Annotated in this window: 12 protein-coding genes and 1 pseudogene; 12 read left to right on the top strand and 1 reads right to left on the bottom strand. The window is 68.2% G+C overall.

The features are described from left to right. Positions 1–51: 51 nt before the first annotated feature. Positions 52–399 carry an IS200/IS605 family transposase gene (tnpA, locus tag ABZ656_RS14640; RefSeq protein WP_180362516.1) on the bottom strand — a complete coding sequence of 116 codons (348 nt, stop codon included), beginning with the start codon at positions 397–399 and terminating at the stop codon, positions 52–54. Between the two features lie 344 nt (positions 400–743). On the opposite strand from tnpA, the gene ABZ656_RS14635 reads away from it, so the two are divergent. The 12 genes and pseudogenes from ABZ656_RS14635 (at position 744) to rodA (ending at position 14,550) form a co-directional block, all read left to right on the top strand. Further along, positions 744–1,151, top strand: a complete 408-nt coding sequence (locus ABZ656_RS14635; RefSeq protein WP_360267912.1) for a transposase — start codon at positions 744–746, stop codon at positions 1,149–1,151. Next, a pseudogene (locus ABZ656_RS14630) lies at positions 1,142–1,606 on the top strand (transposase); the annotation flags it as partial. The gene ABZ656_RS14635 and the pseudogene ABZ656_RS14630, both read left to right, overlap by 10 nt. Positions 1,607–1,776: 170 nt before the next feature. Next, positions 1,777–2,214: a zinc ribbon domain-containing protein gene (locus ABZ656_RS14625; protein ID WP_360267982.1), complete on the top strand. Its 438-nt coding sequence runs from the start codon at positions 1,777–1,779 to the stop codon at positions 2,212–2,214. Beyond that, a complete protein-coding gene (locus tag ABZ656_RS14620) occupies positions 2,211–4,835 on the top strand; it encodes a valine--tRNA ligase (RefSeq protein WP_101405174.1) in 2,625 nt (874 codons plus the stop codon). The genes ABZ656_RS14625 and ABZ656_RS14620 overlap by 4 nt, the downstream gene beginning before the upstream one ends. Before the next feature lie 426 nt (positions 4,836–5,261). Continuing rightward, complete coding sequence (locus ABZ656_RS14615) at positions 5,262–6,803, top strand: folylpolyglutamate synthase/dihydrofolate synthase family protein (RefSeq protein ID WP_101405175.1); 1,542 nt, start codon at positions 5,262–5,264, stop codon at positions 6,801–6,803. A 5-nt stretch (positions 6,804–6,808) separates the two neighbouring features. Next, positions 6,809–7,162 (top strand): DUF4233 domain-containing protein, encoded by a 354-nt coding sequence (locus ABZ656_RS14610; RefSeq protein WP_101405176.1) that lies wholly within the window; start codon positions 6,809–6,811, stop codon positions 7,160–7,162. Between the two features lie 167 nt (positions 7,163–7,329). Beyond that, complete coding sequence (ndk, locus tag ABZ656_RS14605) at positions 7,330–7,743, top strand: nucleoside-diphosphate kinase (protein WP_054231901.1); 414 nt, start codon at positions 7,330–7,332, stop codon at positions 7,741–7,743. Positions 7,744–8,160: 417 nt separating this feature from the next. Further along, positions 8,161–9,180, top strand: a complete 1,020-nt coding sequence (locus ABZ656_RS14600; protein ID WP_037747701.1) for a rod shape-determining protein — start codon at positions 8,161–8,163, stop codon at positions 9,178–9,180. A gap of 154 nt (positions 9,181–9,334) precedes the next feature. Then, the gene (gene mreC, locus ABZ656_RS14595) at positions 9,335–10,273 is read left to right on the top strand and encodes a rod shape-determining protein MreC (protein WP_101405177.1); all 939 of its coding nucleotides are present in this window, start codon (positions 9,335–9,337) and stop codon (positions 10,271–10,273) included. A 13-nt stretch (positions 10,274–10,286) separates the two neighbouring features. Next, positions 10,287–10,952, top strand: coding sequence for a rod shape-determining protein MreD (gene mreD / locus ABZ656_RS14590; protein WP_101405178.1), 666 nt, complete (start codon positions 10,287–10,289; stop codon positions 10,950–10,952). A gap of 143 nt (positions 10,953–11,095) precedes the next feature. Continuing rightward, positions 11,096–13,357 carry a penicillin-binding protein 2 gene (mrdA, locus tag ABZ656_RS14585; RefSeq protein WP_101405179.1) on the top strand — a complete coding sequence of 754 codons (2,262 nt, stop codon included), beginning with the start codon at positions 11,096–11,098 and terminating at the stop codon, positions 13,355–13,357. Then, positions 13,354–14,550, top strand: a complete 1,197-nt coding sequence (gene rodA, locus ABZ656_RS14580) for a rod shape-determining protein RodA (RefSeq protein WP_101405180.1) — start codon at positions 13,354–13,356, stop codon at positions 14,548–14,550. Before mrdA ends, rodA begins: the two co-directional genes overlap by 4 nt. Positions 14,551–14,782: the final 232 nt, after the last annotated feature.

The following is a 14,782-nucleotide window of genomic DNA, read 5'->3' as shown; positions in this document are numbered from 1 at the left end:
ACATCTTGACGGAAGGCCGAAGAGTGCGGGACACGTGGGGTCTATTGATGCCTAGTTGTTGACAGGCTGTGCCAGATGTTCGACGTACTGGTCGAACTTGGCGGACGAGTGCGCGCCGGCGGAAGCGGCGTAGTACGTCTTCGACCACACATTTTCCGTTGTGCCGCGTGAACGTCGTATGGCCCTAGCTGTAGCACCTTTGAGTTGCTTGGCCAGGTTTGCCACGGAAACGCAGGCCGGATAGCTGACGGTTACGTGGATATGGTCGGCCTCGCCGTGAAACTCCTCGACCTCCGCGTCGAGTTGCCGCGCCGCCTCACGCATCGTGTGTTCGGTGAGCGATAGCAGCTCGCTGGTCAGAACGGGCCGGCGTCGCATCGTGGTCAACGCCAGGTGCACGCGGAGCTCGTGCGACTCCCGGATCGTGCCTCGTCTGGGATCTTCACGCTTCCGTGCGGGTCGCTTCGAGGGGTGAGCCGCTCGCCAAGCGTCCAGCTCCGCCGGTGTCCACGTGGGAGTCCGGCCGGTGTACACGGGTTGCGGAAAACCATTCCCCTTCCGGGAGTTGAGGACGTAAATCGCCTCTGGCGATATGCCGAGATGCTCGGCGGCCTGTACTGGCGTCAGTCGACGATCCATCACGAGGTTCACCGTATGACAGACAAGTTCACCTTGTCTGTCATACGGTGAATGCGCTGATCGCCCCTCCAGCCGAGGCGAGTCGAGCCGTGACGGGGGAGTGCGTGACGGTGAAGAGCAAGGCCAAGGCGGCGGGCAGGTCGGTCAAGGATCCTGCTGACGCCGGGCGCACATACCGCCTCTACCCAGCACCTCGACAGGCTCAGCGGCTCAGCGAGTGGGGGCACACCTGTCGCACCGTCTGGAACGTGGCCCTGGAACAACGGATCTACGTATGCAGGCAACGGCGCATCCGCCTCCGGGCCGACGAGCAGTGCCGCTACCTCACCAGGGCGCGGCACGACCTGCCGTGGATCGGAGACCTGCCTTCCCAGGCGCCGCAGCAGGTCCTCAGGCATCTCGACCGGGCCTACGACAATTTCTGGAATGCGGAGCATCCGGCAGGATTCCCCCGATTCAAGAAGCGCACGGCGCGCCTGGCGATCCCGCTCCCGGGCAGGCCGTGCGCGTGACGAGGCTGAACCGCAGGTGGGCCTGCGTTCGCATCCCCAAGTTCGGGGATGTCAAGTTCAGGTTGACGCGCCCGCTCGGTGGTCGGATCAAGAACGCATCGATCCGTACAGACAGCTCGGGCCGCTGGTACGTCGGCTTCGGCCTGCACATCGGGAGGACGGCAACGCCACCGAATGGGCATCCGCCGGTTGGAGTGGACTTCGGGGTGAAGCAAACGGCGTACCTGTCGGACGAGACGGAGTCACGGCTCATGCCCCAGGCGCTGACCGAGGGCGAGAAGCAGAGGCTGACCGGACTCGAACGCCGCAAGGAGCGGCAGATCGCGCAAGCCAAGAAGCATCGAGGAGGCGGATACGGCAACCGCTTACGAAGGACGCTCCGCGCCATCGCGGAACTCAAGGCCCGACAGGCTCGTCGACGCCTGGACTTCATACATATGCTCACTACAGACTTGGCCAAGAACCACGGCCTGGTCGCCATCGAAGATCTTCGTGTGAAGCAGATGACGCGGAGCGCGACCGGTACGCGCGCCGCACCCGGCGTGCACGTCTCTCAGAAAGCCGCTCTGAACCGGGCCATCCTCGACAATCTGCCGGGGGAGCGGCGCCGCCAGCTCGTCTACAGATGCCCGGCCTACGATCCGACCTCTCTCTGGTGCACCCTGCGAGGACCTCGCAGACATGCGGTGTCTGCCACCTTTGGGGCCCTGCGTCGCGCGTCAGCCGCGACAGGTTCGTCTGTACCGGGTGCGGGCACACCGACGACGCGGATCACAATGCCTCGGTCGTCATTCTCCGTCGTGTCCTTCGTGGTCCGACGGGCACCACCAGTGCCGCAGGACATTGCGGTGAACGGCACGCACCCGCAGGCCATGCCCGGCCTGCGATGCCCCGCACCCGTGCCGGGCGCACGCGTGAACCCCTGAACCCCTCATCCGGGACGGTCCGCCTTCCAGTGGATATCGAGGGCTACGAGGAATCTCGGCAGGTCACTGCAGGGAGGATGTCAAGAAAGAATCGCGTTTCGGGACACGGGCGCGGCACCTCTAAACTGAGCCCGTGACCGAGAACTCTCAGCAGCCGCAATCAGAGCCCACTCCCGAACTGCCGACCCAGTACGCGCCGGCCGACGTAGAGGGGACGCTGTACGAGCGCTGGGTAGAACGCGGTTACTTCGAGGCGGACGCGAAGAGCGACAAGCCGCCCTACACCGTCGTCATCCCGCCGCCGAACGTCACGGGCAGCCTGCACCTCGGGCACGCCTTCGAGCACACCCTCATCGACGCCCTCACCCGCCGCAAGCGCATGCAGGGCTACGAGACGCTGTGGCAGCCCGGCATGGACCACGCCGGCATCGCCACGCAGAACGTCGTCGAGCGGGAGTTGGGCAAGGAGGGCAAGTCCCGCCACGACCTGGGCCGGGAGGCCTTCGTCGAGCGTGTCTGGCAGTGGAAGGCCGAGTCCGGCGGACAGATCTCCGGCCAGATGCGCCGCCTCGGCGACGGTGTCGCCTGGTCCCGCGAGCGCTTCACCATGGACGAGGGGCTGTCCCAGGCCGTCCAGACCATCTTCAAGAAGCTCTACGACGACGAGCTGATCTACCGCGCCGAGCGCATCATCAACTGGTGTCCGCGCTGCCTCACGGCGATCTCGGACATCGAGGTCGAGTACCAGGACGACGACGGCGAGCTGGTCTCCATGAAGTACGGGGAGGGGGACGACACGATCGTCGTCGCCACCACCCGTGCCGAGACCATGCTCGGTGACACGGCCGTCGCCGTGCACCCCGACGACGAGCGCTACAAGCACCTCGTCGGCAAGAACATCCGCCTCCCGCTCACCGAGCGTTTCATCCCGGTTGTCGCGGACACCCACGTCGACCCGGAGTTCGGCACGGGCGCGGTCAAGGTCACCCCGGCCCACGACCCGAACGACTTCGAGATCGGCCAGCGCCACAACCTGCCGAACATCGCCGTGATGGACGAGCACGCGGTCATCACGGTCCCGGGTCCGTTCCAGGGCCTGGACCGGCTGGAGGCCCGCTCCGCCATCGTCGCCGCGCTGCGCGCCGAGGGCCGGATCGTCGCCGAGAAGCGGCCGTACGTCCACTCGGTCGGCCACTGCTCGCGCTGCAAGACCACCATCGAGCCGCGGCTGTCCATGCAGTGGTGGGTCAAGGTCGGCCCGCTCGCCAAGGCCGCCGGTGACGCGGTCCGTGACGGCCGGGTCAAGATCCACCCGCAGGAGATGGAGAAGCGGTACTTCGACTGGGTCGACAACCTCCACGACTGGTGCATCTCGCGGCAGTTGTGGTGGGGCCACCGCATTCCGGTCTGGTACGGCCCGAACGGCGAGGTCGTCTGCGTCGGCCCCGACGACGAGGCCCCGACCGGCGAGGGCTGGCACCAGGACACCGACGTCCTCGACACCTGGTTCTCCTCCGGCCTGTGGCCCTTCTCGACCCTCGGCTGGCCCGAACAGACCGAGTCGCTCGCGAAGTTCTACCCGAACTCCGTCCTGGTCACCGGCTACGACATCCTCTTCTTCTGGGTCGCCCGGATGATGATGTTCGGCCTGTACGCGATGGACGGCACCCCGCCGTTCCACACCATCGCCCTGCACGGCATGGTCCGCGATCAGTTCGGCAAGAAGATGTCGAAGTCCTTCGGCAACGCGGTCAACCCGCTGGACTGGATGGACAAGTACGGCTCGGACGCGCTCCGGTTCACACTCGCGCGCGGCGCCAACCCCGGTGTCGACGTCCCGATCGGCGAGGACTGGGTCCAGGGCTCGCGCAACTTCGCCAACAAGATCTGGAACGCCACCCGCTTCGCGCTGATGAACGGCGCGACGGTGGAGGGCCCGCTGCCGGACGCCTCGGAGATGTCGGCGACCGACCGCTGGATCCTCTCCCGTCTCAACGCGACGGTCGCCGAAGTCGACGCGCTCTACGACGACTTCCAGTTCGCCAAGCTCTCGGACGTCCTGTTCCACTTCGCGTGGGACGAGGTCTTCGACTGGTACGTCGAGCTGTCCAAGACGACGTTCATGGCGGGCGGCGAGCCGGCGAAGGTCTCCGGGCGTGTCCTGGGCGAGGTCCTCGACGTCACCCTCCGCCTCCTCCACCCGATCGTCCCCTTCGTCACCGAGACGCTGTGGACGACGCTGACCGGCGGTGAGTCGGTCGTCATCGCCGAGTGGCCGACCGACTCCGGTTTCCGCGACGCGGGCGCCGAGCGTGAGATCGAGACACTTCAGCAGGTCATCACGGAGGTCCGCCGCTTCCGTGCCGACCAGGGGCTGCAGCCCGGCCAGCGCGTTCCGGCCCGCCTCACGCTGGACGGCACCGCCCTCGCCCCGCACGAGGCGGCCATCCGCCAGCTGCTGCGGCTGCAGCCGGAGGGCGAGGCCTTCGCGGCCACGGCGACGCTTCCCGTCGCCGGGGCCACGGTGGCGCTCGACCTCTCCGGCACGATCGATGTCGCGGCCGAGCGCAAGCGGCTCGCCAAGGACCTCGCCGCCGCCGAGAAGGAGAAGGCCCAGGCGAACGCCAAGCTCGGCAACGAGGCGTTCCTGGCCAAGGCGCCGGACCAGGTCGTGGACAAGATCCGTACCCGGCTCGCCAAGGCGGACGAGGACATCGCCCGCATCCAGGCCCAGCTGGAACGCCTCCCGGAGGCGTAACGGCTCCGTCGTAGCTGAACGAAGGCCCTCGGGACCTCACTGGTCCTGGGGGCCTTCGACGTCCGTCGTCTGCGGATGGGTGGGGGCCGGCCGCGCGGTTCCCCGCGCCCCTGAGGCGGGGCTTCGCCCCGCATCCCCCGCCCACCCGGATTCGTGTGGCTGCGGGCCGGTGCGGGCTTGGCAAGCCTGGGCGCAGGGGCGCAGCCCCGTGCCCCAGCGGCACGGGGAACCGCGCGACCGGCCCCCACTCGCCCGTAGCCGAAGATCCCGTTGCCGAAGAACCCGTAGTCGAAGATCCCGTAGTCGAAGATCCCGTAGCCGAAGAACCCGCCTCGGGGGTCTGGGGGCGGAGCCCTCAGGGAGGGGACGGGTAGGGGCGGCGGGGGCGAGAGACCCGGGGCGGGTTCGGCTCCGTAGACTGGCAGCGTGAGTGAGCTCCCCCCGCACGACAGCAGCGAGTCAGACGAGCCGGACCCCAGCGACCCGCACGGTCTCTTCGACGAGATCGTCGCGGCCGAGACCGACCGCGACCCCGACCTCGCGGTGATCGAGGCCGGCAGCCGCACCCTGCGCGCCCAGGGCGCCGACGCGGGCCGGCAGGCCGACGTGCCCGCGCGCCCGGCCGACCCCGAGGTCGACAAGGCGCTGCGCGAGGTGGAGGCCGAGCTCGCCGGCCGATGGGGCGAGACCAAGCTGGAGCCCTCCGTCAGCCGGATCGCCGCGCTGATGGACGTCCTGGGCGAGCCTCAGCGCGCGTACCCCTCGATCCACATCACGGGCACGAACGGCAAGACCTCCACCGCCCGCATGATCGAGGCCCTCCTCGGCGCCTTCGAGCTGCGTACCGGCCGGTACACCAGCCCCCACGTCCAGTCGATCACCGAGCGGATCAGCCTCGACGGCGCCCCGATCCCCGCCGAGCGGTTCATCGAGACGTACAACGACATCAAGCCGTACATCGAGATGGTCGACGCACAGCAGGAGTACCGGCTGTCGTTCTTCGAGGTGCTCACCGGCATGGCGTACGCCGCCTTCGCCGACACCCCCGTCGACGTCGCCGTCGTCGAGGTCGGCATGGGCGGCAGCTGGGACGCCACCAACGTGATCGACGGGGACGTCGCCGTCGTCACCCCCATCGACCTCGACCACACCGACCGGCTCGGCGAGACGCCCGGCGAGATCGCCACCGAGAAGGCCGGCATCATCAAGCAGGACGCGACCGTGATCCTGGCTCAGCAGCCGGTGGACGCGGCCCAGGTGCTGCTGAAGAAGGCCGTGGAAGTCGACGCGACCGTGGCCCGGGAGGGCCTGGAGTTCGGGGTCGTCGCCCGGCAGGTCGCCGTCGGCGGGCAGCTCATCACACTGCGCGGGCTCGGCGGTGAGTACGAGGAGATCTTCCTGCCGCTGCACGGCCCCTACCAGGCGCACAACGCCGCCGTGGCGCTCGCCGCGGTCGAGGCGTTCTTCGGCGTCGGCGCGGCGCACGCCCAGCGGCTCGACATCGACACCGTGCGCAAGGCCTTCGCCTCCGTCACCTCGCCGGGCCGCCTCGAGGTCGTGCGGCGCTCGCCGACCGTCGTCCTGGACGCCGCGCACAACCCGGCGGGCGCCCGTGCCACCGCCGAGGCCGTGGGCGAGGCCTTCGACTTCAGCCGGCTGATCGGCGTCGTCGGCGCGAGCGGCGACAAGAACGTGCGGGGGCTGCTCGAAGCCTTCGAGCCGATCTTCGCCGAGGTCGTGATCACCCAGAACTCCAGCCATCGCGCGATGGACGCCGACGAGCTCGCCGGTATCGCCGTCGAGATCTTCGGCGACGAGCGGGTGCAGGTGGAGCCGCGGCTCGACGACGCGATCGAGGCGGCGATCACGCTGGCCGAGGAGGAGGGCGAGTACGCGGGCGGCGGCGTTCTCGTGACCGGCTCCGTCATCACCGTCGGCGAGGCCCGACTGCTCCTGAGGAGGGGCTGACCGCTGTGCGTACGCTCTGTGCTTCCACTCTGATCGGCGAGTTCTTCGTCATCGGCTTCGCCGGGCTCGTCGCCATGAAGGATCCCGATCTGTCCCTGGCCACGGTGTGGACGGTCAGCGGGATCTTCATGGCGGTGAGTGTGCTGCTCTGCGGGATGATCACCCGGCCCGGGGGTGTCCAGCTCGGCTGGGCCCTGCAGATCGCGCTGATCGCCGGCGGTTTCGTCGTGGGGTCGATGTTCTTCCTGGGGGCGGTCTTCGCCGCGCTGTGGTGGGCCTCGGTGCACTACGGGCGGAAGATCGACGAGGCCAAGGCGAGGTTCGCTGCGCAGGCGGAGGCGGGCGGGAACCCGGCGTAGGCTTTTTCGCCCTGCGCAACCAGCCCCCACCCGCCCGCAGTTGAAGAACCCCGAAGAACCCGGTGGAACCCCGAACGCCCCGCCCACCTGACTCTGCGTAACACCCATCCAGACACGCCCTGTAGCCTCGGTCACCCGCACACTTGTGACCCGAAGGAGCCACCACCGTGAGCCAGCGCACCCTCGTCCTCCTCAAGCCCGACGCCGTCCGTCGCGGCCTGACCGGCGAGATCATCAGCCGCATCGAGCGCAAGGCCGGCTGGCAGATCACCGCGCTGGAACTGCGCACGCTGGACCAGGACACGCTGGAGCAGCACTACGGCGAGCACAAGGGCAAGCCGTTCTACGAGCCGCTGGTGGAGTTCATGGCGTCCGGCCCGGTCGTGGCGCTGGTCGTCGAGGGCGAGCGGGTCATCGAGGGCGTGCGCGCGCTCGCCGGCCCCACCGACCCCATCGCCGCCGCCCCCGGTTCCATCCGCGGCGACTACGGTGTGATCGTCCGCGAGAACCTGATCCACGCCTCCGACTCCGAGGAGTCCGCCGAGCGCGAGCTGAAGATCTTCTTCCCCGGCCGCGTCTGACACCTCCTCGCAGTCGCGTCCGAGTCACTTCCCGGACACTTCCGAGTCGCGCCCGAGCCGCCGTCCAAGTCGCGTCGACGCCGCACAGACATCACGATTCCAAGATGTTCTTGTAACGGCTTGCAAAGGCTTGTAAAGGACTTACGTCCCGGCCCGATGCCTGATCAGGGACGGCCGTGGAAATTCCGGCCGTCCCGCGGCATATGCGTGCCGATCGGGGGAACGCGTGCCCCCGTTGGGCCGTCTCCACAAGCGGGGCGGCGCCACGCATGCTGACAATGGCGAAGACCCTCGCGCAGTGTTCGTGCAGGCGCGTCTACGATGGAGACCTTCACGTCACTGCACCCACCTCGCCGTTCCTAAAAAGCCGTCAAAGCTCCGCTTGGGAAGGCCAGACGAATCCTGATGGGGAACTCAATGTCGTTCATCGGCCGTGACATGGCTGTCGACCTCGGGACCGCCAACACGCTGGTGTACGTCAGGGGTCGCGGGATCGTACTCAACGAGCCGTCCGTCGTCGCGATCAACACCAACACCGGTGGCATCCTCGCGGTCGGCGCGGAGGCGAAGAAGATGATCGGACGGACCCCCGGCAACATCGTTGCCGTGCGTCCGCTGAAGGACGGTGTCATCGCCGACTTCGAGATCACCGAGCGTATGCTCCGCTACTTCATCCTGAAGATCCACAAGCGGCGCTATCTCGCCCGTCCCCGTGTCGTCGTCTGTGTGCCCTCGGGTATCACGGGTGTCGAGCGCCGTGCCGTCATCGAGGCGTCGTCCCAGGCCGGCGCTCGCCAGGTGCACATCATCGAGGAGCCCATGGCCGCGGCCATCGGCTCCGGCCTGCCGGTCCACGAGGCCACCGGCAACATGGTGGTGGACATCGGCGGCGGCACCACGGAGGTCGCGGTCATCTCGCTCGGCGGCATCGTCACCGCCCAGTCCATCCGCGTCGCGGGCGACGAGCTGGACAACGCGATCATCCAGCACATCAAGAAGGAGTACAGCCTCCTCCTCGGTGAGCGCACCGCCGAACAGATCAAGATCACGATCGGCTCGGCGTACGACCTGGACAACGACGAGCACACCGAGATCCGCGGCCGGGATCTCGTCTCCGGGCTGCCCAAGACCGTTGTCATCTCCGCGGCCGAGGTGCGCAAGGCGATCGAGGAACCGGTCAACGCGATCGTCGACGCCGTGAAGACGACGCTCGACAAGTGCCCGCCGGAGCTGTCGGGTGACGTGATGGACCGCGGAATCGTTCTGACGGGCGGCGGGGCGCTGCTGCGCGGCCTCGACGAGCGCCTGCGCCGCGAGACCGGTATGCCGATCCACATCGCCGAGGACCCGCTGGACAGCGTGGCGCTCGGCTCCGGCAAGTGCGTCGAGGAATTCGAGGCGCTCCAGCAGGTTCTGGACGCCCAGCCGCGCAGATGAGGTAACTCTTCGATTCCGCCGTACGGGATGATCGCTTCTCGTACGGCGGATCGTTGATATTGAGGCATAAGCTCCCCCATAACACCCTTGGGCGTCAGCACTCGCTCGGGGTGCGTTCCTGTTGACACCGACGAGGAAGGCACGGCCGCCGCACGTGAGGGACACACGAGAGAGCCGGCTGCTCCTGGTGCTGCTGATCGCCATCGCGTTCGCTTTGATCACGGTGGACATCCGTGGTGGACAGGACTCACCGGTCCAGGGTGCCCGCCAGGCCGCCGCGGCGGTCTTCGGCCCGATCGAGAACGGGGTGTCCTCCGCGGTCGACCCCGTCGGCAACGCGATCGCCGCGGTCCGCGACTCGGACAGCCGACATGATCGAATCGCCCAACTCGAGCACGACAACACGGCGCTGAAGGCCAAGCTCGGCAGTGACGACCGCAATCGCAGCCGTCTCAACCAGCTCGACAAGATGCTGAAGATGGCCGGCGCCGGGCAGTACGGCATCAAGGGCGCCGAGGTCATCGCCATAGGAGCCGCCCAGGGCTTCTCCTGGACCGTGACCATCGACGTCGGCAGCAACGACGGTATCCAGCGCGACATGACGGTCCTGAACGGCGACGGGCTCGTCGGCCGCGTCACCACCGTCGGTCCGGACACCGCCACGGTGCTGCTCGCCAACGACCCCGATTTCACCGTCGGTACGCGGATGGAGTCCAGCGACGAGCTCGGATTCGCCTCCGGTCAGGGTGACCGCCCGCTGCGGGTGGAGATGCTCAACGGCAAGGCGAAGATCAAGAAGGGGGACCGGCTGGTCACCTTCGGCTCGCAGGCCGACAAGCCCTTCGTGCCCGGCGTCCCGGTCGGCGTGGTCTCCCGTGTCGACCCGTCGGGCGGCGACCTGACCCGCACGATCTATGTCACGCCGTACGTCTCGTTCTCGAAGCTCGACATCGTCGGTGTCGTCGTAGAGGCCCCCCGCAAGGACCCACGCGACACGGTGCTGCCGGCCAAGCCCAAACCGACGCCCACGCCGACCGTGACCGTGACGGTCACCCCCTCGGCGTCCGAGCCCGTCACCGGCCAGACGCCGTAGGAGCTGAATCCCCATGCGTTTCAATCGGATGCTGCTCTCCGCCACTCTGGTGGTGGTCGCCCTGGTGATCCAGGTGAGCGTCCTCGCCCGTCTCCACCTCCCGGGCGCCGTCCCGGACCTCGTCCTGCTCACCGTGCTGGCCCTCGCCATGGTCTACGGCCACGTCGGCGGCGCCCTCATCGGCTTCGCCGCCGGTCTGCTCGCCGACCTCGCCCCGCCCGCCGACCACGCCGCCGGGCGCTACGCCCTCGTGCTGTGCGTCATCGGCTACCTCGCGGGGCTGGCGAAGCCGGAGAACGGCCAGCTCAAGTCGGCGACCGGCCCGATGGCCGTGGTCGTCGCCGCCGCGATCGGCTCCACCCTGCTGTACGCCGGTGTCGGCGCCCTCGTCGGCGACACCGCCGCCCGCCATGTGGGCCTGGGCAGCCTGCTGTTCACGGCCGCCCTGTACGACCTGCTGCTCGCGCCGTTCGTGGTCCCGGGACTGATGGCCCTGGCCCGGCGCTCCGAGAGCAATCCGCTCGCCGATTCCAACAGCGCCAAGGCCGCCGACGTCTCCTCGGGCTGGCTGGCCTCCGGCACCGGCCTGCGCATCGGCAGCCAGCGCGGCCACCGGGTCAAGGCCGCCCGGGCGCGCGTCGCCCGCGCGGGGCGCATCAAGGGGGTCAAGCGCCTGTGAGGGCAAGACAGTTGTCCGACCCCGGGGTCGAGGTCTCCAGGTTCGCCGTGTACTCGTATGACTCGTACGCATGTGGCGCCCCGTACGCAGATGGCTCGCGCGCCCGTGTCCCGTACCCACTCTGAGAGGGGGAGGCAGCACCAGTGACCAACATTCCCGAGACCGGCAGGACCCCACGGGTACAGATCCGACTCGTCGTCCTCCAGATCCTCGTCCTCTCCCTCCTCGGCACCCTCGGCGGCCGCCTCTGGTACCTCCAGATCCGCAACGGCCAGGAGTACGCCAAGGAAGCCTCCGGCAACCACGTCCAGCAGGTCGTCCAGCCCGCCGTACGCGGCTCGATCCTCGACGCGCGCGGAGTGCCGATCGCCGACAACGAGACCCGGCTCGTGGTCTCCGCCTCGCGCACCGATCTGCTGAAGATGAAGGACGACGGCAAGGCGGTCCTGACGAAGCTGGCCGGCGTGCTGGACATGAAGCCCGAGGACGTCATCCAGAAGGTCCGGCTGTGTGACGCGAAGACGCCGCAGCCCTGCTGGAACGGCTCCCCGTACCAGCCCATCCCCATCACCGACGAGGCCACCGCCAAGCAGGCCCTGCAGATCCGTGAGCGCTCCGAGGACTTCCCCGGCATCAGCGCCGAGCCCGAGGCCGTACGCCGCTACGCCGCCCCCGGCAAGGCCAACACCGCTCAGGTCCTCGGCTATCTCTCGCCCGTCACGGACGCCGAGATCACCCAGGCCAAGGACAGCAGCTCGCCCTACCTCCGCTCCGACCAGGTCGGCCGCTCCGGCCTAGAGCGCCAGTACGACAAGGAGTTGCGCGGCAAGGCAGGCGTCACCCGTTACGAGGTCGACAACCTCGGCCGCGTGATCGGCAAGGCCAAGAGCGACGCGGCCCAGTCCGGCTCCAACCTCGTCACCAGCATCGACTCCCGCGTCCAGCGGGTCGCCGAGTACGAGCTGGACACGGCGATGAAGACCGCCCGCCAGCAGTTCGACAAGATCACCGGCGAGAACTACAAGGCCGACTCGGGCGCCGTCGTGGTGATGGAGGCCAAGACCGGCCGGATCGTCGCCATGGCGTCCGCCCCGACGTACGACCCGAATGCCTGGGTCGGCGGCATCTCCGCCAAGGACTACAAGGCCCTCACCGGGAAGGACTCCGACTACCCGCTGCTCAACAGGGCCATACAGGGTCAGTCCGCGCCCGGTTCGACCTTCAAGGTGGTCTCCACGGCCGCCGCGGTCGAGGCCGGCTACGAGTGGGACGGCGGCTACCCCTGCACCAGCTCGTACTCGGTGGGCGGCCAGGTCTTCAAGAACTTCGAGGGCGAGAACTTCGGCCCCATCTCGCTCGGCCGGGCCCTCGAGGTCTCCTGCGACACCGTCTTCTACGGCCTCGCGGACAACGAGTGGAAGAAGGACGGCGGCATCAACCCCAAGAAGGGGGAGCCGAAGGACTACTTCTTCAAGGCCGCGCACCAGTTCGGCCTCGGCAAGGAGACCGGCGTCGACCTGCCCAACGAGGTCACCGGCCGCGTCCCGGACCGCCAGTGGAAGCAGAGCTACTGGAAGGCCAACAAGGACGTCTGGTGCAAGACCGGCAAGAAGGACGGCGACTACGTCCAGAGGATCGCGTACGAGAACTGCCTCGAGGGCAACAAGATGCGCGAGGGTGACGAGATCAACTACTCCATCGGTCAGGGCGACACCCTCGTCACCCCGATCCAGGAGGCCATGATCTACGGGGCGCTCGCCAACGGCGGCACCATCCACGCGCCGACCATCGGCAAGGCGATCGTCAGCGCCGACGGCAAGACCGTCCAGGAGATCAAGCCCAAGGTCAGCGGCAAGCTCCCGATCAGCAAGGACACGCTCAAGGGCATGAACTCGGCCCTCGAAGGCGTCGTCACCCGCGGTACCGCCGCCTGGAAGTTCGGCGGCTGGCCGCAGGACAAGATCACGCTGCACGCCAAGACCGGTACCGCCGAGGTCTACGGCAAGCAGACCACGTCCTGGTTCGCCACCTACACCAAGGACTACACGGTCGTCATGACCATCGCCCAGGCCGGTACGGGTTCCGGTGCCTCCGGTGAGGCCGTGCGCAACATCTACAACGCGCTCTACGGCGTTCAGGCCGACGGTTCCATCGACAACTCGAAGGCCCTCCTCCCCACCCCTCAGAAGGGCCTCCCGAAGATCCAGACGGACGGATCGATCGACACTCCGGAGATCTCCAAGGACCCGGTCAAGGACCTCCAGGCCAGCGAGTCGCCCTCGCCCGGGGCCACCGACCAGCAATTGCCCGCGGGCACCACGCCGTCCCCGACGGCCAGTAACCGGAACACCCGAAGGCGTACGGACCGTCCGAAGAAGCGGCGGGGGACGAGGATCCTGACATGACCGGAGCGAACAACTTCTCCGTCTCCGGCTACGGCCCCGCCCGCGGCGGTATGTCACGGCTCTTCGCCCGTGACTCCCTGGCCCGCCGCCTGGACTGGCCGATACTGCTCTCGGCCCTCGCGCTCTCCCTGATCGGCTCGGCCCTCGTCTACTCGGCGACCCGCAACCGCACCGAGATCAACCAGGGCGACCCGTACTACTTCCTCATCCGCCACCTCATGAACACCGGCATCGGCTTCGGCCTGATGGTCGGCACGATCTGGCTGGGCCACCGGACCCTGCGCACGGCGGTCCCGATCCTGTACGGCCTCTCGGTCTTCATGATCCTGCTGGTGCTGACCCCGCTCGGCGCGACGATCAACGGCCAGCGCAACTGGCTCGTCGCGGGCGGTCTGTCACTCCAGCCCGCCGAGTTCATCAAGATCACGATCATCCTGGGCATGGCGATGCTGCTGGCCACCCGGGTGGACGCGGGCGACAAGCAGTACCCCGACCACCGCACGGTGCTGCAGGCGCTGGGCCTCGCGGCCGTCCCGATGATGGTCGTGCTGCTCATGCCCGACCTGGGCACGATCATGGTCGCGGTCATCATCGTGCTCGGTGTGCTGCTCGCCTCAGGCGCCTCCAACCGCTGGGTGTTCGGTCTCCTCGGCGCCGGTGCGCTGGGCGCGGTGGCGATCTGGCAGCTCAAGATCCTCGACGAGTACCAGATCAACCGCTTCGCCGCCTTCGCCAACCCCGACCTCGACCCGGCAGGCGTCGGCTACAACACCAACCAGGCCCGTATCGCCATCGGCTCCGGCGGCCTCTTCGGCACCGGCCTGGGCCACGGCTCCCAGACCACGGGCCAGTTCGTCCCGGAACAGCAGACAGACTTCGTCTTCACGGTCGCGGGCGAGGAACTGGGCTTCGTGGGAGCCGGCCTGATCCTGCTCCTGCTGGGCGTCGTCCTGTGGCGGGCCTGCCGCATCGCCCGCGAGACCACCGAGCTGTACGGCACGATCGTCGCCGCCGGCATCATCGCCTGGTTCGCCTTCCAGGCCTTCGAGAACATCGGCATGACCCTCGGCATCATGCCGGTCGCGGGCCTTCCCCTGCCCTTCGTCTCCTACGGCGGTTCGTCGATGTTCGCGGTGTGGGTGGCGGTGGGGTTGTTGCAGTCGATCAGAGTCCAGCGCCCCATGTCGGCGTAGGCCTCCGGCGGTTGGGCGGAAGGGGTGCGTTGCCGGCGGGGGTTCCTTGTCTGCGGGCGTGTGGGGGTTGGTCGCGCGGTTTCCCGCGCTCCTGAACCGGGGCTTCGCCTGTGCACCCGGTCGGTGCTTCGGCTGTGGGCGTGTGGGGGTTGGTCGCGCGGTTTCCCGCGCTCCTGAACCGGGGCTTCGCCTGTGCACCCGGTCGGTGCTTCGGCTGTGGGCGTGTGGGGGT

The organism is Streptomyces sp. NPDC007095, from assembly GCF_040634475.1.
Taxonomy (GTDB): domain Bacteria; phylum Actinomycetota; class Actinomycetes; order Streptomycetales; family Streptomycetaceae; genus Streptomyces.
Note: the sequence above shows the minus strand (reverse complement) of the source record. Positions and strands in the feature narration are given on the sequence as shown.

Excerpts from the sequence above, each read along its gene's own strand:
- mreD (WP_101405178.1), top strand. The coding sequence starts at position 10,287 with ATGCGTTTCAATCGGATGCTGCTCTCCGCCACTCTGGTGGTGGTCGCC.
- ABZ656_RS14600 (WP_037747701.1), top strand. The coding sequence starts at position 8,161 with ATGTCGTTCATCGGCCGTGACATGGCTGTCGACCTCGGGACCGCCAAC.
- rodA (WP_101405180.1), top strand. The coding sequence starts at position 13,354 with ATGACCGGAGCGAACAACTTCTCCGTCTCCGGCTACGGCCCCGCCCGC.
- ABZ656_RS14625 (WP_360267982.1), top strand. The coding sequence starts at position 1,777 with ATGCCCGGCCTACGATCCGACCTCTCTCTGGTGCACCCTGCGAGGACC.